The 18,603-nt window shown below is 60.2% G+C and carries 17 protein-coding genes, 1 pseudogene and 1 CRISPR repeat array; of the genes and pseudogenes, 9 read left to right on the forward strand and 9 right to left on the reverse strand.

From position 1 onward, the window contains the following. Window positions 1-66 precede the first annotated feature (66 nt). From C6Y62_RS13030 to C6Y62_RS13055, 6 genes are all read left to right on the forward strand, one after another. The gene (locus tag C6Y62_RS13030; protein ID WP_246274674.1) at window positions 67-2,229 is read left to right on the forward strand and encodes a heterodisulfide reductase-related iron-sulfur binding cluster; all 2,163 of its coding nucleotides are present in this window, start codon (window positions 67-69) and stop codon (window positions 2,227-2,229) included. 31 nt (window positions 2,230-2,260) lie between these two features. After that, on the forward strand, window positions 2,261-3,703 hold the full coding sequence (locus C6Y62_RS13035) for a hypothetical protein (RefSeq protein WP_173954267.1): 1,443 nt from the start codon (window positions 2,261-2,263) through the stop codon (window positions 3,701-3,703). Further along, window positions 3,681-4,475: an electron transfer flavoprotein subunit beta/FixA family protein gene (locus tag C6Y62_RS13040; protein WP_173954268.1), complete on the forward strand. Its 795-nt coding sequence runs from the start codon at window positions 3,681-3,683 to the stop codon at window positions 4,473-4,475. The genes C6Y62_RS13035 and C6Y62_RS13040 overlap by 23 nt, the downstream gene beginning before the upstream one ends. 4 nt (window positions 4,476-4,479) lie before the next feature. Next, a complete protein-coding gene (locus C6Y62_RS13045; protein ID WP_173954269.1) occupies window positions 4,480-5,442 on the forward strand; it encodes an electron transfer flavoprotein subunit alpha/FixB family protein in 963 nt (320 codons plus the stop codon). 122 nt (window positions 5,443-5,564) lie between these two features. Next, on the forward strand, window positions 5,565-6,104 hold the full coding sequence (gene fae / locus C6Y62_RS13050) for a formaldehyde-activating enzyme (RefSeq protein WP_173954270.1): 540 nt from the start codon (window positions 5,565-5,567) through the stop codon (window positions 6,102-6,104). Window positions 6,105-6,228: 124 nt separating this feature from the next. Next, window positions 6,229-7,020 carry a TorF family putative porin gene (locus C6Y62_RS13055; protein WP_173954271.1) on the forward strand — a complete coding sequence of 264 codons (792 nt, stop codon included), beginning with the start codon at window positions 6,229-6,231 and terminating at the stop codon, window positions 7,018-7,020. A gap of 69 nt (window positions 7,021-7,089) precedes the next feature. On the opposite strand, the gene C6Y62_RS16660 is transcribed toward C6Y62_RS13055, so the two are convergent. The 8 genes from C6Y62_RS16660 to C6Y62_RS13090 form a co-directional block, all read right to left on the reverse strand. Beyond that, a complete protein-coding gene (locus C6Y62_RS16660) occupies window positions 7,090-7,215 on the reverse strand; it encodes a hypothetical protein (RefSeq protein WP_276510024.1) in 126 nt (41 codons plus the stop codon). A 2-nt stretch (window positions 7,216-7,217) separates the two neighbouring features. Next, a CRISPR array of direct repeats spans window positions 7,218-8,404; the repeat unit is 29 nt; unit sequence GGGTCGATCTCCGCGTGGGCGGAGGAGCC. Between the two features lie 48 nt (window positions 8,405-8,452). After that, window positions 8,453-8,758 carry a type I-E CRISPR-associated endoribonuclease Cas2e gene (gene cas2e / locus C6Y62_RS16845; protein ID WP_173954272.1) on the reverse strand — a complete coding sequence of 102 codons (306 nt, stop codon included), beginning with the start codon at window positions 8,756-8,758 and terminating at the stop codon, window positions 8,453-8,455. Between the two features lie 3 nt (window positions 8,759-8,761). Further along, a complete protein-coding gene (gene cas1e / locus C6Y62_RS13065) occupies window positions 8,762-9,721 on the reverse strand; it encodes a type I-E CRISPR-associated endonuclease Cas1e (protein WP_173954273.1) in 960 nt (319 codons plus the stop codon). 4 nt (window positions 9,722-9,725) lie between these two features. After that, the gene (locus C6Y62_RS13070; protein ID WP_173954274.1) at window positions 9,726-10,571 is read right to left on the reverse strand and encodes a type I-E CRISPR-associated protein Cas6/Cse3/CasE; all 846 of its coding nucleotides are present in this window, start codon (window positions 10,569-10,571) and stop codon (window positions 9,726-9,728) included. Further along, window positions 10,568-11,341, reverse strand: coding sequence for a type I-E CRISPR-associated protein Cas5/CasD (cas5e, locus tag C6Y62_RS13075; protein WP_173954275.1), 774 nt, complete (start codon window positions 11,339-11,341; stop codon window positions 10,568-10,570). The genes C6Y62_RS13070 and cas5e overlap by 4 nt, the downstream gene beginning before the upstream one ends. 3 nt (window positions 11,342-11,344) lie before the next feature. Beyond that, window positions 11,345-12,520 carry a type I-E CRISPR-associated protein Cas7/Cse4/CasC gene (cas7e, locus tag C6Y62_RS13080; RefSeq protein ID WP_173954276.1) on the reverse strand — a complete coding sequence of 392 codons (1,176 nt, stop codon included), beginning with the start codon at window positions 12,518-12,520 and terminating at the stop codon, window positions 11,345-11,347. A gap of 58 nt (window positions 12,521-12,578) precedes the next feature. Then, on the reverse strand, window positions 12,579-13,133 hold the full coding sequence (gene casB, locus C6Y62_RS13085; protein ID WP_173954277.1) for a type I-E CRISPR-associated protein Cse2/CasB: 555 nt from the start codon (window positions 13,131-13,133) through the stop codon (window positions 12,579-12,581). Further along, entirely contained in the window at window positions 13,130-14,035 is a 906-nt protein-coding gene (locus C6Y62_RS13090) for a hypothetical protein (protein ID WP_173954278.1), read from the reverse strand. Before C6Y62_RS13090 ends, casB begins: the two co-directional genes overlap by 4 nt. Before the next feature lie 137 nt (window positions 14,036-14,172). On the opposite strand from C6Y62_RS13090, the gene C6Y62_RS13095 reads away from it, so the two are divergent. Together C6Y62_RS13095 and cas3 are read left to right on the forward strand one after the other, a co-directional pair. Next, on the forward strand, window positions 14,173-14,643 hold the full coding sequence (locus C6Y62_RS13095) for a hypothetical protein (RefSeq protein WP_173954279.1): 471 nt from the start codon (window positions 14,173-14,175) through the stop codon (window positions 14,641-14,643). A 175-nt stretch (window positions 14,644-14,818) separates the two neighbouring features. Further along, the gene (cas3, locus tag C6Y62_RS13100; RefSeq protein ID WP_173954280.1) at window positions 14,819-17,419 is read left to right on the forward strand and encodes a CRISPR-associated helicase Cas3'; all 2,601 of its coding nucleotides are present in this window, start codon (window positions 14,819-14,821) and stop codon (window positions 17,417-17,419) included. 84 nt (window positions 17,420-17,503) lie between these two features. Here the strand turns inward: cas3 and C6Y62_RS13105 are convergent. Next, a pseudogene (locus C6Y62_RS13105) lies at window positions 17,504-17,956 on the reverse strand (DDE-type integrase/transposase/recombinase); the annotation flags it as partial. Between the two features lie 78 nt (window positions 17,957-18,034). Between C6Y62_RS13105 and C6Y62_RS13110 the strand changes: the two are divergent. After that, window positions 18,035-18,349: a YdeI/OmpD-associated family protein gene (locus C6Y62_RS13110; protein ID WP_173954281.1), complete on the forward strand. Its 315-nt coding sequence runs from the start codon at window positions 18,035-18,037 to the stop codon at window positions 18,347-18,349. Window positions 18,350-18,603 lie beyond the last annotated feature (254 nt).

An 18,603-nucleotide genomic window follows, 5' to 3' on the forward strand; every position in this document is an offset into this window, starting at 1 on the left:
TCGTTTTTCCCAAGCTAAACCCAAAGCCGGTGGCCCCCGTAGGCCACCGGCGGGACCGGACATGCCATGATGATTGACGGAAATCATAATCCCGAGGACGTGACACGGGTTCTCTTTGAGAGCTTCCCTGGCTGGGCCGTTGGCGTATTTTACGTTGTCGGATTTGGAGCGATCGCGGTCTTTCTCTATGGCTGCTTTGTTCAATACCGTAAGTACGCGCGTGGCCAATCGCTGCGCAAAGTGTTGCCGCCGCTCAAGGATCGCTTGCTGCAGATGGTGGTGTCGGTTGGCACGCACCGAACGCTGCGCCGTCGCGATCGGAGCGCTGGATATGCGCACGCACTGATATTTTTCGGCTTCGCGCTGCTGTTCATCGGCACCGCGACGATCACACTTGAATACGACATCCTGGCACCGCTCATCGGCCTGAAGTTCTGGCACGGCAACTTCTATCTGCTGTTTTCGCTGGCACTAGATCTGGCCGGACTCTGGCTGGTTGCCGGCCTCGTTTACATGATGGCGCGCCGTGGTTGGCTGAAGCCGCCGAAACTCAATTATGCACGTCCCGATCGCGCTGCCGATGCGCCGGACGCCAACCGCAGCTTCTACCAGTTTGAAGATTGGGCGTTCCTTTGTCTGCTGATCATCATTGGCATCACGGGGTTTGTGCTGGAAGGCGCGCGTCTGTTGTGGTTGCAGAATACACCGACGGTCTGGGATTACAGGTGGTGGTCGCCCGTCGGCGCAGTCGTCGCGAACGCTCTCTCGCTCGTCGGCTTCACGCCGGAAGGTGCCGGCTCACTGCGCATCAGCATCTGGTGGTTCCACGCGATCATTTCGCTGACCTTCATCGCATTGATACCGTACAGCAAGGCAAAGCATATCTTCACCGCCATGTCGTCGCTGGCGCTGCGAGACCCGCTGCCCGTTCAGAAGCTTCCACCCGTCGACATGAGCGCCGACACGGTTGGTGCTTCCAAAATCACGGATTTCAACTGGAAGCAGTTGCTGAACTTCGATGCCTGCACCAAGTGCGGTCGCTGTCACGAGGCATGCCCGGCCAACGCAAGCGGTGCGCCGCTGTCGCCGCGCGATCTTATCCTGACGTTGCGCGAACTGGCTGAGAACACGCTGGAAGGCATCCGGCAGCCGGAACCGGAAAAGCTGATCGCACAGGGCAACGGTGTATTTCAGGTGCCGACCGAAACGCTGTGGGCCTGCCGCACCTGCGCGGCCTGTGTGGAGATCTGCCCGGTCGGCATCGAGCATGTTCCTGTGATTGTGGAAATGCGCCGAGCACTGGTGGAGCAGGGCGACATGGACCCTCTGGTTCAGAAGGCGCTACAGAATATCCAGAAGCGCGGAAACTCGTTCGGCGAAACGAAAAAGAAGCGCCCGGCGTGGACCAAAAAGCTCGACTTCGAGATCAAGGACGCGCGGACTGAGGCTGTCGACGTGCTGTGGTTTGTCGGGGACTTCGCATCGTTCGATCCGCGATATCAGCGCGTGTCGATGGACTTCGCGCGCATCCTGAAGGCGGCGAACATCGATTTCGGCATTCTCTACGAGGACGAAAGCAACTCCGGCAATGACGTGCGCCGCGTGGGCGAGGAAGGGCTTTATCAGCATCTGGCTGAAAGCAATATCGCGCTGCTGAACGATTGCGATTTCAAGCGCGTCGTTACGACAGATCCACACTCGTTCAACACCATCAAGAACGAGTATCCCGAGTTTGGTGGCAACTACGATGTGGAACACGCCAGCGCATTTCTTGCGCGCTTGCTGGACGAGGAACGCATTCCGCTGAAGAAGGGCCTGGATGGCCGCCGTGTGACGTTCCACGACCCATGCCATCTCGGACGCTACAACAAAGGCTATGACGGCCCCCGCGACGCTATACGCAAGCTCGGTGCCGATCTCGTGGAAATGAAGCGCTGCCGTGACAACTCGTTTTGTTGCGGCGCTGGCGGCGGCCGTATCTGGACACCCGATCCGGTCGGCAAGGAAAAGCCGTCAGAAAATCGTGTGCGTGAAGCCGCTACGATCGAAGGCCTGGAGACGATTGTCGTCAGCTGCCCGAAATGCATGAACATGCTGGAGGACGCGCGCAAGACGACGAACAACGAAGACAACTTTGAAATTCGTGAGGTCGTCGAGCTGATCGCAGAGTGCCTGGATGACAGCGCCATAAGTGTTGTTGCTCAAGAGCATGTTGCGGAACCGGCGTGAGGGGGCGGCCATGAATTGTGCGTATGCAAATATGACTGCCAGTCAGCAGCTCTGGGACTGCAGCGACGAATACATTGCTGCGGCGATCCACGGCTTTGCCGATGCTGGACTGCGGCAGGCGATTGAGACGATGCTGTTCCGGACGCCGCGCTCACGCATTCGCTGGGCCAGGGCCGTGTTCGTTCCGCCGAGTATTCTATCGGCGTTGGCGAGGTTCAACGACCACCAGCTTAATCGCCACATCATCCGCAATGGGCGCACGCCGTTAGAGGCGCTCAGGCATATGCGCCGGGTGGTGACGGACGAGCACTCACTGGGAGGCATAGCCGCTCATCGGAACGCGTCGGCGGATTTGCTGGCTACCTTTCGTGCCAGCGGCTTGCCGGTCATCAGGTTCTCGTTGGCAGGAAACCCGTCGACCCCGGCCGATATTCTGGAGGCTATTGCCCTTGACGCGAGCAAGGACGAACGGCGCGTTCTTGCGGGCAATCCTGGCGCAACGGAAGAACTTCTGGGTACGCTGTGGCACAACGCCAACGACGACGAGCATCTGCGCGCCGAGATAGCGGCTCACCCCCGATGCCCAGATGATCTGCTGCCAGCGGCATTGGGCAGAAGCTGTGACGTGATCCGGCGGAAGCTCGCAAGCAATCCGAGCGTTACGCATGACCAGCTTATCGTGTTGCTGAGTGATCCGGTTGCCGCCGTGCGGGTGGAAGCCATCAAGCATATTCCCGCTTGTGACATCGACGAAAGTGATCCGGCAGCATCTGTGCGCAAACAGACAGCGCGCCGAGTTGATCTGTCTGCACAACTCGTGGCGCGCCTCGCCAATGACGAATGTGCAGCTGTGCGCAGATGGCTGGCGCGCAATCCAAGCCTGGACGTTGAGCATCTGGCATTGCTGTCGAAAGACGCCGCGTCCGATGTCCGCCGTAGCGTTGCGCGCAATGTCAGCTGCCCGCAGCATTTGCTGCGTCATCTGGCGACGGACAAGAATCCATGGGTTCGTGCAGGCGTCAGCTTCCGCGCTGATCTTGAAGCCGATGTGATGCGCCTGTTCGCGCATGAGGATGACACCGATGTTTTGAGCGGAATTGGAAAGAATCCTGCCGCGCCCGGCAGATGGTTGAAGCGCATCGCGGCAAGCGAAAACGCGGACCTGCGCCGGGCGGTGATCCTTAATCCCAATGCGCCATCGGCGCTTCTCCGACAGTTGTCGGAAGACCCCTACGCTTTCAACCGTATCACCCTCGTCGAGCAGCCAACGTTGCCGATGTCGACGCTGCTCGCGCTGCTGTCCGATCCGGAGCCGCAGGTGCGGTTCATGGCGGCCACTAGGTTGGCGCGCACGGGATTGGAACGGGAAATTACGCAGCGGTCCTGTTGCTGGTCCGACATCGACGCTGTCGTCAATCTACCTCGCGCCTCAAACGCAAAGGAAAATAGCTATGAAAATACTTGTACCGGTTAAACAGGTCGAAATTCTCGATGAGGATTTCGATGTCCAGGACGATGGCAGGTCGATCGATCCTGACTGCATAGAGTTTGAGCTCAACGAATGGGATGACTATTCGTGGGAGACCGCGCTGCAGTTGATGGAGAAGCACGAAGGGACGGTGGAGGCCGTTCCGATGACTGTCGGCGATGAAAGTGCCGACGATGGATTGCGCAAGTGTCTTGCAAAGGGTGGCGAGCGAGCCATTCGGGTATGGGACGATAGCGTCGCCGGATCAGATCCGATCGCAATTGCTCGCCTTATTGCTGCAGCGGCAAAGAAGGAAGACGCGCAACTCGTACTGGCTGGAACGCAGTCGACGGATCAGGCGCACGGACAGACCGGCATCGCGGTTGCCGCACTGTTAGGCTGGCCGCACGTGGCTGTCGTGTCGGCGCTCGACTATTCCGCAGCCGATGGAAAGCTAACGGTGCGTCGTGAGCTGGAAGGTGGCGTCGAAGAGGAAATTGAAGTCGCGCTTCCGGCTGTGCTGACAATTCAGCTCGGTATCAACGAGCCGCGCTACGCATCGTTGCGCGGAATTAAGCAGGCGAAGACCAAAACCGTCGATTTGCTTTCGCCAGCGGATCTCGGCGTTTCCACAGACCAGTTGGGTGAGACCGGATCGGCTGCCCGAGTGCGGCGGATGTACATCCCGGAGCGCAGCAAGGCCGAACTCATTACAGGAACTCCTCCCGAGCAGGTCAAACGCCTCATCGAGATCGTAAACGAACTGAAGGGAGCCTGACATCATGGCCGATATTCTCGTTATCAGCGAGCAGCGTCGCGGAGTGCTGAACGCTACGGTCGCCGAAGCGATTGGCGCGGCGAAGGAGCTGGCCAGCGCAAAGGGCGGCAAAGTAATTGTCGCTGTATTGGGGGCCGAGCCTGAACGGATTATTCCGTCGCTGTCGCTCGCCGGCGTCGACGAAATCGTCAGTGTGGCGCTCCCTTCGTCTGAGTTTCAAAGCGACGAATATGAGGCTGCGGTCGCTGCACTGATTGCCGATCGAACGCCGAAAGCTGTGCTTCTGCCGCACAGCATCGACAGTCTCGGCTATGCGCCGGCGCTGGCGGCAAAAGGCGGCTTCGGCTTTGCGACCGACGTATTCGGCGCACGCTATGACGGTGACGATTTGCTGGCCGTGCGGCAAGCCTACCAGGAAAAGGTACACGTTGAACTGGAGTTTCCCGGCAAGCAAACGGTTGTGTTGACGTTGCGTTCGAGTGCGTTCAAGGCGCCTGAGGAAACCGGTTCGCCAAGCGTGACCAGCTTTGAAGCGCCAAAGGCAGACGCAAGAACGAAGCACGTTACGTTCCACGAGCCAGCGGCTGGCGATGGTGAAGATTTGACTGCGGCCGAATACATTCTTTCCATCGGACGCGGTGTTGCAGATGAAGACAACGTGGCTGAGTTTGAAGATCTTGCAGGTGCATTGGGCTTCACTCTCGGATGTTCGCGACCGATCGCTGACAATGGCTGGTTGCCGAAGTTTCGCCAGGTCGGCCAGTCCGGCAAGACGGTTAGCGCATGCAAAGTCTACGTGGCGATGGGCATCTCCGGCTCGGTGCAGCACTTGGCTGGCATGAAGCATGTCCCGCACATCATCGCCATCAATAAGGATCCCGAAGCCTCGATATTCAGCGAAGCCCACTACGGGATCGTGGGCGACATGTTTGAAATATCCAAAGAGCTGAAAGCTCAATTGGGTTGATGCCGTTTGCAGGGTGCACACCCGTGCACCGATGCATCGGCGCAAGAACCTGCGCGGGTTCTGCAGGACGCATATCGCGTCGAAGTGAGCCTAATCCGCATTCAAGGAAACATGAGGAACTAATGTCTGAGATCTGGTTCAGGACGGGTGAAGCGACAGTATTTGCTTCCGAGGGGCAGGTGACTGACGCAATGCCTGAAGTTGTCATCGGTTCGGTAAAAGGGCCGGTCGGCACTGCCTTCGCAACCCTCATGGGCCAGTCTGCTGGTCACACGCGCATGTTCATCCTGCGTGACTGTAATCAGCAGGTTCGCCCGTCTGCGATCATGACGTCGAAGGTGACGATCATGAGCGCTGAATACATTGATCTGTTGGGTGGCGTTGTGCAGGCGGCGCTCGGCGATGCGATCGTCGACGCCGTTGCAAACGGCATCATTCCAAAGGACCAAGCCAACGATCTCGCAATCATCACGACGGTCTGGCTTGATCCGCGTACGGCTACCGACACCAACCTGGATAAAAAGGAACTCTATAAAAACAACTACGAAGCGATGACCACGGCGCTGTCGCGGGCGATGAAGCAAGAGCCCACGATGGATGAACTGATCGCCAATCGTAAAACGGTGCGCCACTTCGCTTTGGCTGACGTCCAGATCGACTGACGATACCTCCCGGATGGCAGGCACCAGTCGGACACTGTCCGATTGGTGCTCCTTCCGCACGGTTTGGAAGTGATTGATCGACCGGGAAACTGGATGCAGACGCGGAAACTATGTGGAGCGCAAAATGTTGATGAAGAGTCGCAAGAGCGTGACGGCTGCCGCTTTGCTCAGCCTTGTAGCTGCGCCAGCAGCGCTGGCTGATCAGCCGGCCACCTTTGCGTATTCTGCCGTTATGACCGGCGCCACAGATTACATGTTCCGCGGCGTGTCATTCACGCAGGGCGAGCCGATGATCAACGCGTACGTCGAGTTCACGTATGGCATTGCGTATCTTGCACTGTCGGCTGAGAACATCAATAGCGGGTCTCCCGATGACATTGGCTATGGCGCGCTCGGCCCGTGGGAGCAGGATATTTATATCGGCATACGACGTACAACCGGTGCGATCCAATGGGACATGGGGTTGCTGTGGTACATTTACGGCGTACGTGGTGGCGGTGTCGGAGTGTGGGATCGGGATTTTTTTGAATTGAAGTTGGGCATGTCAGTGTCGCCAACAGAAAATCTGACAATCGGCGCAACCAGCTTTTACGCGCCGGAGCAGGGTTTGGCGTTGCCGGAGGGTTTAACGCTGCAAGGCGATGTCAGCTACAAACTTAAGAATGTCGGCGTTTTTACTCCGACCCTTAGTGCAACGGTTGGCCGGTGGGGACTGGCCGAAAACGCCCATTACGTTGGTGGCTATTTTGTCGATGTTGATGGCGATCCGCACAAGTCGATTGTGTACTGGAACGCTGGCTTGCGCCTCGACGTCGAACGCCTTTTCTTCGACTTCCGATACTGGGACACCAATATCAGTAGCAGCGACACCGACGCACGTTTCGTATTTTCGGCAGGCATTGATCTTAGTCCATAGGCCTATTGGCCAGTACTGCGTCTGACGGCGTACTGGCAACGCGCTGAACATTGGATCGGATGGCGAATTTCACCACGCAACCTTGACGCCGAGTTTGCCGTCGTAGGCGTTGCCGTCGGCGTTTTCGCTGATGCCGACAAGATATAATGCGTTGGTGTAGGAGCCCAGCAACACGCTGCGGACGTGGCTAGACATGCGGGTCGATCTCCGCGTGGGCGGAGGAGCCTCGTATCCCAGCATCGTGGCCATCTGTTCGAGAGGTCGATCTCCGCGTGGGCGGAGGAGCCCATCGCCGGCAACGATGTCCTGTATGGGGATCGGGTCGATCTCCGCGTGGGCGGAGGAGCCACGCCGAGCGAGGCAGTCGCGATGGCCAACGAGGGTCGATCTCCGCGTGGGCGGAGGAGCCGGCATCGAAGCCGTGAAGGTGTTTACGCTGGCGGGTCGATCTCCGCGTGGGCGGAGGAGCCGAGCCCGGCATGTCCCCGACAAGAAAGGACCGGGTCGATCTCCGCGTGGGCGGAGGAGCCTTAGCAACAAAGACTGGCTGATTGAGCGGTACGGGTCGATCTCCGCGTGGGCGGAGGAGCCCATTTCGCCAGCCATGCCGCCAGCGTCTCCCCGGGTCGATCTCCGCGTGGGCGGAGGAGCCTCGTATCCCAGCATCGTGGCCATCTGTTCGAGAGGTCGATCTCCGCGTGGGCGGAGGAGCCGTACGCTGATGGTAGGCCCGGTCGCTATGTCTGGGTCGATCTCCGCGTGGGCGGAGGAGCCCATTTCGCCAGCCATGCCGCCAGCGTCTCCCCGGGTCGATCTCCGCGTGGGCGGAGGAGCCGTCCAATCGCCGCCGTCGCGCGGCAACCAATAGGGTCGATCTCCGCGTGGGCGGAGGAGCCGACTGGATGCCGATCAACCGCGACTTCCTCAAGGGTCGATCTCCGCGTGGGCGGAGGAGCCGGGCGGGGCGCCGTCGACGTTGTTTTGACCCGGGGTCGATCTCCGCGTGGGCGGAGGAGCCCCCATGGCCCCGCGGGAATAAACGGGGGATCTGGGTCGATCTCCGCGTGGGCGGAGGAGCCTTTTGGTCGCTTCGGCAGCCTTCGCTGCAGCAGGGTCGATCTCCGCGTGGGCGGAGGAGCCGTGAGTGGTTCCCGGAAATCCGGCCCGGCACAGGGTCGATCTCCGCGTGGGCGGAGGAGCCGGGTAATTGCTCGGGGGTGTCGCGTGAAAATAGGGTCGATCTCCGCGTGGGCGGAGGAGCCTCTTCGTAGCCGCGACGTACATCGGCAACGTCGGGTCGATCTCCGCGTGGGCGGAGGAGCCCCTTGAGAATGAAGCGCTTGGCGACCTTCGACGGGTCGATCTCCGCGTGGGCGGAGGAGCCTCTCCTTGGTAAGAGACTGATATTGCTTCACTTGTCAAAGAACACCGGTCAAAGCCCGCGTTGAGCTCTGCGAACGAGAAGCGAACCTTCGTGCTCGACGAGATCCTTGGGAGGCTCGCCCAGGGCTTGCACTCGCAATCCGCCCGGAGCTCCTTTCTCACGCCAAACCATGGTTACGCTGCCGCGCTGAAGGTGGCCGTGCCAATCCTGCATAACGCTCCAAATCCGCTCGCGAACCCCCTTGGTGACGCGCGGCCCCATGTAAAATCCGGGCGCAATTTCGAGCATGACAGAACCCAGGAAGCCCCGGTACCGCATTTCGACATCTCGTGTGACAACGATGCAAAGAGGCATTGCTCAGTCGTCCCCGGTTTGACTGCGTTGGTCGGGCGCAGGCTTCGGCGTTGGACTGCAATTTTCTGCTGGCGTCACATCAGCACTGCGGTTCATGAGGTCGGGCGGTCCGACGAGTGATTTGATATTATCGATCAGTCTTGAAATCACTTGAGAGGATGTAAGCACTTCAGCGGCCTTGGTGCGCACAACACGTTCAAGGTTGTCGTCGCGGCGCCGCATGACGTGCTTCACGGAAGCAAATGCGATGGGCAGTGTTACGTCGTGGCGGACGAGGTCGGCAACATCGAGCACAAAGGATTGGCCGCTGTCTTCATGGATGAAGCCGAGCTGTGGAATGGTGGCGGTTGCGGCGACTGCGACCGCTGCTGCTGCTTCGACAGCGCTCGCCGCATGGTTGATCGCTTGATTGGGCAGGTCAGACGCGTTGGGATTGTTGCGGTCATAGCGGCGGCCATTCCATGCGACGCCAAACTGTTGTGCAGTCAGTTCGTACAGACGTTTAAGGCGCGCGCCCTCCATGCCGCGCAGCATGTCGAGGGTGCGGGCCTTGACCTCCTCGCCGAAGCGCAACGTGTACATGGCTCTCGCGACCGCGATGCGCTCACTGGGCTGCGACCACAGCATTACCTGCCGTCGTGCGAGGGTCGAAGTATCGGGTAGCAGAGGCGGGGCAGTGTAAAAACGTACGCCGCCGGTGCCGACGGCGGCCAGAGCACATCCGTGTGCGGCGAGAATGCGTAAGGCGTCGTGCGTGACGCTGGAACCTGGTCCGATGAGCAAAATGGAGACGGACTGGTGTGGAAGTTGATAATCGCCTGCAGCAAGCGCACCACCGCCCGCGGTTACGAAACGCAGGCAGCCATCTTCGACTTCCAGCCGCCCGCGGTCGAGATAGATGACGCCATGGCGGTCGGCGTGCGGAACGCGGGCCTTATCGAGACCGAGACGGCCAACAAGCATGGCGTCACCTCCGCATGCCCGGACGCAGCAGCAGCATGCCGAAACCGAAGGCACGATGGCGCCCGATGCCGCGCCCGAGCAGCGCGACGAAGGCTTCGGGATCTGTCACGGAGAGCGTGCCTTGCAGAGTGGCGTCAGGAGAACCACCCTGTTCGCCTTGGGCGCCGCTCTTGAGCAAACCGACACGTACAAGTTCGCGGCGCTGGGTTGGATCGGACTTGCGGTCCATCTGTTTTGGCCGCAGCAGCAGGGCGCGATTCAACCGAGCGAGGTCAAAGGAGCCGGGTTCTATGGTCGCCACTTCATTGAGTCGGTTGGCGAGCCAATGGTGGTACACCGCCTCGCGGGTGATCTCTGGGCGTTCGCCGCGAGGTAGCGCGGCGGCATCAACGGCAGCCAGGAACGCGTCGCGCTCCCGCGAGCGCCGGCGATCGACGGCTCCGGTTGCTGGGTCGCGATAGTCCTGGCGCACCGTGGGGCGAACACGTACCTCGAAGCCAAGGCGTTGGCCGATGTGAAACTTCGTCGGCATCGGCTTGTGGGCGATACCGTCGATGCCAATGGCGCGGTAGACTGTGGGGGAGGCGCCGACGCGTGCCTGCTCGACGAGGGCGGACGGATCGTGATGGGTATAGGCGAGAAGTTGTGGCGCGCCCCCGGTCCGCTCGATCAATCTGAAGGGCTTCGGGGCCAGATCGCCGAATGCTGCTGCGAGCAGCGCGTGCCAGCCATAGCCGTCATCATGGCCAGGGCGAACGATGTTGCGCGGCTGCTCCAGCATCCAAGCCATGGCCCTTTGCATGTCGGGCTTGAATTCGATCATGAACAGGCTTGAATGTGCGCTTGTCATGGCAAATCCTCCGCAGATATTGCAGCGGCAATTTCTTCTGTTGGCAGAGCGAAGTGTTCGATGCGGCTTTCGCCGGCATGCACGCCGGCAACCCAGTCGCGCACATCCGCCAGTAGTCTTGATTGGCGCTGCATATCGTCGGAGCATTCTGACGGTGGAACTGCGAAGCGCACCTTTTGCTTGCCATCCCCATGCTGGGTGCGCGGAATATCTGGTCGTGCAAGTGGAGCCAGCTTCAGCGCGACAAGAATATTGTCGGCTTGAAGCGCTGGCTCAGCGAGCACCGGCCGCGACGGCAGGCAGGCCTTGCGACCGATGAATAAAGGCCGGGCCGGCGCGCGTAGAGCGGCCTCTATCGTCGCAAGTGTTGGGTCTTCTTCAGGTGGATCGAGGCGTAGAGCTACAGTGACAAAGGCGTCGGCCCGATAATGTCGTTGGCGGATGTGAGGAGATTTGTACGTGTTCGCACCGCCAGCCCGCCCTTCGGGCAACCCGCGTGTCGTCCAGGCCTTGTCGTTGCCGCCAAGTTGCGCCGTCTGGAAATCGCGCAAAGCAGTGCCTGGACGGTCGAGCCGGGCGCCCACGACAAGGCGGTCCTGCAGGCGCTGATGCCGCTCGCGTTCGCCGCGCTGCCAGCCCAGTGCGTTGGCGATCAGCCCGGTCACCATGGAGCGGATCGGCAAATCAAGTGTGGGGCCGTTGGCGTCAATCATGGTGCCGCCAAAGGCCATCAGCGGCGCTTCGAGACGCAGAATCAGGTGTTGTGGCATAGCTTAAGCCTGACCGACAACAAGATCACGCGCCCAGGAAGCCAGATCATCCATCGATTTGAGAGTTGAGCCGGGCACCTCGGCGGCATCGATGGACAGGTGCGCGCGTGCGGGCGGGTTGCCGTAGGCGCGGTCTATCTTGGTCAGATATTGCCCCATAGCGCCGACGGCCGCTTCGGTGAAGGCTTTGCAGGGCGTCCGGTAGGCATTGGCAAGCGTGCGCGGCTGGGTATTGCCAGCCTCGATGAGCATCAGATCTGCGTAAGCATACGGAGCAGTCGAGCCTTTCTTGGCGCCGGGGGAAACGGTAGCGATGAGATGGACCAGGTGTTCGACAACCCTGCCGGCGAGTGCAGCGTCATCTCCCAGGTTGGAAACCAGCAGCGGAACATCGACGACGACGTAGCCGTAAAACAAACCTGCGGTCAGCTCTGTATCGAACAGGCCGCCGGCGCCGGATTCACCATCGGCGCTTTTGAGATCGTCCACCACGGTGAAATAATCCGGTTCAGCGGCCTCCGCATGCACCGTGAACGCGTGCGCAACATGGATCGCTGCGTCCGTGTTGGCATCAGGATCCGATGTCACCATGCGTCCGAACAGGGCGGCTTCGAGACCGGCCTCTATGACCCCGCGACGGTCTTTGAGCATTGCCTTGAGGTTGTTCTGTTCGCCCTTCTTGAACCAGGCCTCGATGGCCGCATCGACCTTTCCAGCCGTGTCGGCTGCCGGATCCGCGAGGATGGTGCGCACGCGCTCTATCAAGTATGCAATTTCAACATCGCCGATTAATAGTGCCTGACGGTCCTTGATCGCCGGCGCCTCCTTTTTGCCGGGCGTGTAGAGCAGTCGCGTGATGGCCGCGATAGCGGCTTCGCGGGTTTCCTCCGTGCCGAGGTCTGCCAGTGCCGGCTTGATTTTCCGTTCCGGAATCTCGCGAGACCGAACGGCCATCGGCGCACCGATGCTTTGTAGCGACCATGGCTCACGCTTGATGTCGGCGTCGGTTTCGCCCGGCTTGCGCCAATGGCGTTTCAGGCATTGCGACGAGATGCGTGTGCGGCTGGTGTTTTCTCCGAAGGGCAAGCGTTTTGCCAGCCCGCTGTCGTCGCGATTGAGCAGCGTTGCGGGATAGGAGGTTAGGAAATGGATCTGCAGGAAGCGCGGCGCGGGGCTCATCGAATGATCAATCCTTCATGGCCAATAACGGTTGAAAAAATACGGGGCAGGCAGGAGTTCAGATCGGTGTTCCGATGGCGGACGAATTGCTGTTCGCGCGCAGATAAGATTGCGCTATGCCGATACGAACGTCGTCTGTTTGGGGATCTGTGTCGTACAGGACCATCAGGCAAAGATCGCGGTATGGCAGATATTCGTGGCTTCGAGCGATGCGCACGGCGGTGCGCTGCGCAAGGTCGTAGAGGGCAGGTCCACGCGCATGCAGCAGCATGTCGAGCCTTTGCTCACTGAGGCCAATGTCTTTGAGCGTTCTCCCTAAGCCGGACGCGCGCAATGCATCTGGCCGCTGCGCCATGATTGCGACAGCGCGCGCCCAGCGGCGGACGGTTTCAGGCCCCATCTCAGGCGCGTTGGCGCGGGACATGATGCGGTAGAACGCTGCCGGTGGAACGGCATAGCCGTTCATTCTGCGCAGGGCGGCCAGATCGCCCGTGGCTGCGGCAGCGTTGAGCCGGCGAAATTCGGTCGCGATGCGTTCGAGCAGGGGCGGCTGCTTGCCAGCTTCGCTTGTCGATGACGACTGCGTTTCATCGTCAATGATTTCGTCTGTCATGCTGCTGGTTTCCGTTTCAGGAGATCGGGAAATGCTCCGAGGATTGCGCCATCAAGTTTAGCTTTCGCGGCACCACGGGCCCGATAGCAACGCACGCCGCTGAATGGCGACCCGACCTCGGCTGCGGCGAGTGCGTTGCGCGCGCTTGGCCAGAGGCACTCTTCAATCCAGCGCCTGCGGCATTCGTTGGCCGCAGCCGAACCTGTCGGCTCGGCAACCTCATCAAACAGGTGGTCGAAAAAGTCTTCATCAACGGCACTCTCGAACTGATCGACAGACGTTTCCGCTTTCGCTTTGGCCTTCGGATCCTTGAAATCGATGTTCTCAGCAGCTGCCTGATAGAGCGCGAAGAGCGCTGGCCTCAGAGCTGTCGAAACTATTTTGGAGACGGCAGAAACGCGTTGGCTGGCAACTTGCGCCATATCGCTGTCGCCGCTCGAAGCTTTCCGCATGAAAGCCGGCCGCAGCCGCTCGGGGATGGCGATGCGTCGTTCGTGATAGCCTTGCGTCTCGCCTTGCCCCCGTACGACTGCGGCAAAGACCATCTGCATGGGGCCGTTTGTGTCGGCGTCGAAAACTGTTTGCAGCGGTGCTGGAATGAACCTCTGGCCATCGAGCAGGTTCACGATGCGGCGATAGTGAAAACCCGAGCCATCCAGCGTCAGGGGCTTGCCGCTATCCTTCTCGATTGGAGTCCACGGATCGCCGGTGGGCAGCGTGAAGTCTTTGCCCTGATGTTTGGCTTTGGGTTGGTTGATGCGCGCCGCGTCGCTCGAGCCGCGCTGCGCCACAATGCGGTTGTTTTCATTTTGCAACCGCACCCGACGGCAGATCTCGACGTAATAGGGGTCGAGCTGTCGAGGATCGAAAGAGGTTTGGCCATCCCAAGGCTCAAGCCACAACAGCCGGCATCCGCCCGCTGGTTTGTGGAGCGTGTCATCTGCAATGATCTCGGCACGGTGATCAACAAGCCTGCGAATGTCGCGCGCAATGTGCGCACCCCAGCCGCCCGTGGCGGGGGCCAGGCCGATGAAGGGACGTGACGCAACCCTCCGTTCATGCGCGAAATGCCGTAGTTGCCGCGTCCAAGAAACCCTTCGAAGGTCTGAAGCGCGATCAGCGCATACAACCATTGCTCAGCGGCTGCGCGCTCCAGCCGAGCGGCCTTCAGGTCGTGGTTCTTCGAGGTTACGAGCATGTCGAGCGCGTCCGGCGTAACCTCTATTTCTTTCAGCGCCTCCCATGTGCCTTCCGGAATAGGCGGTTGCAGCAAAGCCGGCTTGGAAAGGTCATCCACAACAAGAGCCCACGGCTCCTCATTCGGAAAATCTGGCGTCAGGCCGCGCAACAAATCGCGCCAATTGGCTGCATCACGCGGCAGTGTGCTCTCGCCTGCGGCCAACAATGCCATGGCGCCGACCTGGGCAAGAAAGCAATGCAGCGGGTAGCGCTGGTGGGGCCGGAGGGCCGGCAGGCTTTCGATTTCATCGGCAATCAGAAGGGCGAGTAACTGGGGCAGGGTAACCGACTGGATCTCGCGATCCCGACCGCAGGCCCGGATAACGTTGTCGCTAAGCAGGTTGCCGAAAATTCCCCTTTTCTCATCCATGCGGCCCCCAGGACATAATCTTGTTGTGCTCACTAGAGGAGATTGGATAGTACAACGTGCGCGGGATCAAGAACAAATGATAAACAAACTGTGGGCAAAGCTCGAAAGAGCAGAGACGGATTTTCCTGGGCGAAAGTGGCTGTCGCTGGTCGATCACTCAGCAGATGTGGCGGCGGTCTTCGAAGCGGTGCTGCAGGTTCCGCTCGTCACGCGTCGCCTTGCAGCGCTCGCGGGCCAACGTGACTTCCCCCCGATCTGGCGATCGAGGCTCTGCGCCCACGTGGCACTGCACGACTTCGGCAAGGCCAACCACGGTTTCCAGGCCCGGCGCGATCCAAAGGCGCCCCCGGTGGGACACGTTCTGCCCGGGCTTGGGCTGCTCTATTCAAATTCCCAGCCCGGTCTGGCCTCGCGCCTCGCCGCAACACTGATGTGCGCGGAATTTGCCGCGTGGGGTGCGTGGGAATCCGCGACCCGCGCCGTGGCCGCGCATCATGGCCGCCCGATTTCGCAGCAACTAATCGACGGTGACAGTCAGAACCACGTCGCCACGCTGTGGACCCCGCGTGCCAACTACGATCCGATTGCCGCGCTTGCGCCGCTGGCGCAGGCCATCCGCAACGACTGGTTTCCTGAAGCGTTCGACATCGACGATCTGCCGCTGCCGGATGCGCCGCGCTTCTGGCATGCAGTGTCCGGGTTTGTGATGCTGGCGGATTGGATCGGCTCCGATGCCAATGCATTTCCGCTCTACATCGAACCCGCGACGGACCGCATGGCGCGCATCGCAAACGCGCGCGCGACAGCGCCGCAGCTTCTCGCAGTATACGGTTTCGATCCTGCCGCCAAGCGCAAAGCACTGCCTGCCGTGTCGTTCGCAAGTGTATCGGAACACGAGCCGCGTCCCATTCAGAAAGCGGTTGGCGATGTTGACGGGCAGGTTGTCATTCTTGAAGCCGAGACCGGCTCCGGCAAGACTGAGGCCGCGCTTTACCGCTTTGCGCGCCTGTTCGAACGCGGCGAGGTCGATGGACTCTACTTCGCGTTGCCGACGCGCGTGGCTGCAAAAAGTATAGAAGAACGCATCCGAGAAGCAGTACAGCGCATCTTTCCGAGCGGTGCTCGTCCCTGCGTTATTCTGGCCGTACCCGGCTACGCCAAATCGGACGGCGTCGGCTATAAGACGTTGCCTGATTTTGATGTGCAGTGGGACGACGGCCCTGATGCAAATTTGCGGCGAGAACGTTGGGCTGCTGAACATCCAAAAAGGTTTCTTGCCGGCTCCATCTCGGTCGGGACCATAGATCAAGCGCTGCTCGGCGCAATCCAGGCACGGCACGCGCACATGCGCTCGTCCAGCCTGCTTCGGCATCTGCTCGTCGTGGACGAAGTACATGCCTCAGACGTCTACATGGAGCGGCTGCTTGTATCGCTATTAGACCAGCACGCCAGCGCGGGCGGGCACGCACTGTTGCTATCGGCAACGCTTGGCTCCACCGCGCGCCATAGACTTCTCGGGCTGACGCCTAACGACGACCAGCCGTTGGCCGAGCTCTCGAGTGCTCACTACCCGGCGATCTCGACTTCACAGGATCCAGAGCCAAAACACTTCGACGGCTCTGGCCGGACAAAGCAGATTACACTTAACCTCGATCCGCGTATTGGCGACCCGGTGGCGATTGCGCGCCTCGCACTGGAAGCAGCTGAGCAAGGCGCCAAGGTACTCGTTATTCGCAATCTTCAGCACGCCGCCGTCGCGACCGCCGAGGCGTTGTTTGCACTCGCACCGAACCATCCGGCGCTCTTTCGGTGTGAGGGCGTGCCGACGCTGCACCACGGTCGCTTCGCGCGCGAGGATCGCGAACTGCTCGATGCAGTCATCGGCGCACAAATGTATGCGGAACGAGGCACGAAGGGGCTGGTGCTGATCGGAACACAGACGCTGGAGCAAAGCCTCGACATCTGTGCCGATTTCATGATCACCGATCTGTGCCCCGCCGACGTATTGCTGCAGCGTATCGGTCGCCTGCACCGCCATGCCAAGAACGCTCGGCCTGCAGGTTTCGAGGCGCCACGACTCGTTGTGCTCAGTCCCGATGATCTGGCACCGCTGCTTTCTAAGGCGCAGTTCGGAATGGGGGGCGACCATGGTCCCTATCGCGATCTGGTCATGCTAGAGGCGACCCGGCGTCTGGTTCGCGACAACTCCACCTGGACGATACCGCAGATGAACCGAACGCTTGTGGAGCAGGCAACCCATCCTCACGCGCTCGAAGCCCTGACCTGCGAGCTTGAGAAGGTGAACCCTGCGTGGCGCGGCGCGCGTGAACGGAGCGACGGGCAGAAGGCGGCCGATACCTATCTCGCCCAACACGTATTGCTGCCTTGGAAGCGGTGTTTCTCTGGCCAGATAGATCTCGCGTTTCCATTGGATGAACGAATTGGGACACGCCTCGGCGCTGACGACGTTCTGGTCGCTATGCCTGAGGGTACGATAGGGCCGTTTGGCCACGAAATTCGCGTCCTGACCATACCCAGTCGCTGGCTGCCTGGCGTTGATCTGAGCGCCGAGTTGATTCCGCAGATGGCGCTGGAGGACAGTGCCGCGCTCACAATTAATCTGGGCGGTCATCGGTTTTGCTACGACGCGCTCGGCCTTCGGAAGCTAAAGCCGTAAACGAATTGTTCCGTGGCGAAGGCGGTGGCCGACCGCAGGCTCTTCACTATCGGGTATCGCTTTCGTCCCCTCGACGGCAGTGTCGGTGATGTTGCCAAGGTTCTCGTGGTAGCAGGCGTGATTGTAGTGCTCGACGATGCGACGCACGGATCGTTCGAGATCGCCGGGTGGATGGTAGTTTTCCAGCAGGATGCGGTTCTTCAAGGTCTGGTACCAGCGCTCGATCTTGCCCTGGGTCTGGGGACGGTTGGGCGCACAGCGCACATGATCCATGCCGTAGCCTTCAAGCCATTCAGCAAGTTCAGCCGAGACGTCGCTCGAGCCGTTGTCGCTCAAGAGCCGCTGCTTGTGCGCGACACGAGGGCCGTCGCAGCCTGATGCTGCCAACGACAGTTGCAACGTATCGGTGACGTCTTCGGCACGCATCGTCGTACGCAGTTTCCAGGCGATGATATAGCGCGAGAAGTCATTAAGGATTGTCGACGTTTTGACGACTGGAGGATTTGGATAGTGTCTTAATTTGAAATTCGACTGCCAATAATTTACATTCCCTGACGCAGGGGCAAAGTCGGAACATGGCTGTTCTCATTTAGCTCAGGCTTATGCGGAGGTCTTGTGGCAAGCGCTTTTTTTCATGGCACCGTTCACGAAGCGGCTGAAGATATTCAAGCAGCAGTGCGATCTAATCCGGAGGTTTTGACACTCTGGGAAAATCTCACTCCGCTCGGGCGTAACGAGTTCATTTGCTGGATCGACGACGCAAAACAGGCAACGACGCGCCAGCGTCGCATCGCGCGGGCCTGTGACGAACTGCTAGAGGGGAGTAAGCGGCCTTGCTGTTGGGCGGGTTGCATTCATCGCACCGACAAGGCGCCAAGCCGATGGCAACAGGCAGTGCTGATTGACAAGAAGGGAAAAGGCCGTCGATAGATTGTCGCCGTTCCGGACCTAGTGCATGAGCCGACTTTGCGAGCACTCATGCTTCATCGCTCTCTGTCAGCCTCTTGCTCAACCGTGCCAGCGTCGACCGTGAACACCCGGTTGCGTCGATGATGCTATTCCAGCTTCGACCGTCACGGAGCATGGCGAGAATAGCGGCGTTCCGCTTGGTGTCTTCGGGACGACTATCGGCCAGCAGCCGGAATAGCTCCGGTCGCTGAAGGGAAGCGCCGCTTTCGTTCTCA

Origin of the sequence: Hyphomicrobium sulfonivorans (genome assembly GCF_013306565.1) — a bacterium.
In the GTDB taxonomy this organism is placed as follows: Bacteria; Pseudomonadota; Alphaproteobacteria; order Rhizobiales; family Hyphomicrobiaceae; genus Hyphomicrobium_A; species Hyphomicrobium_A sulfonivorans.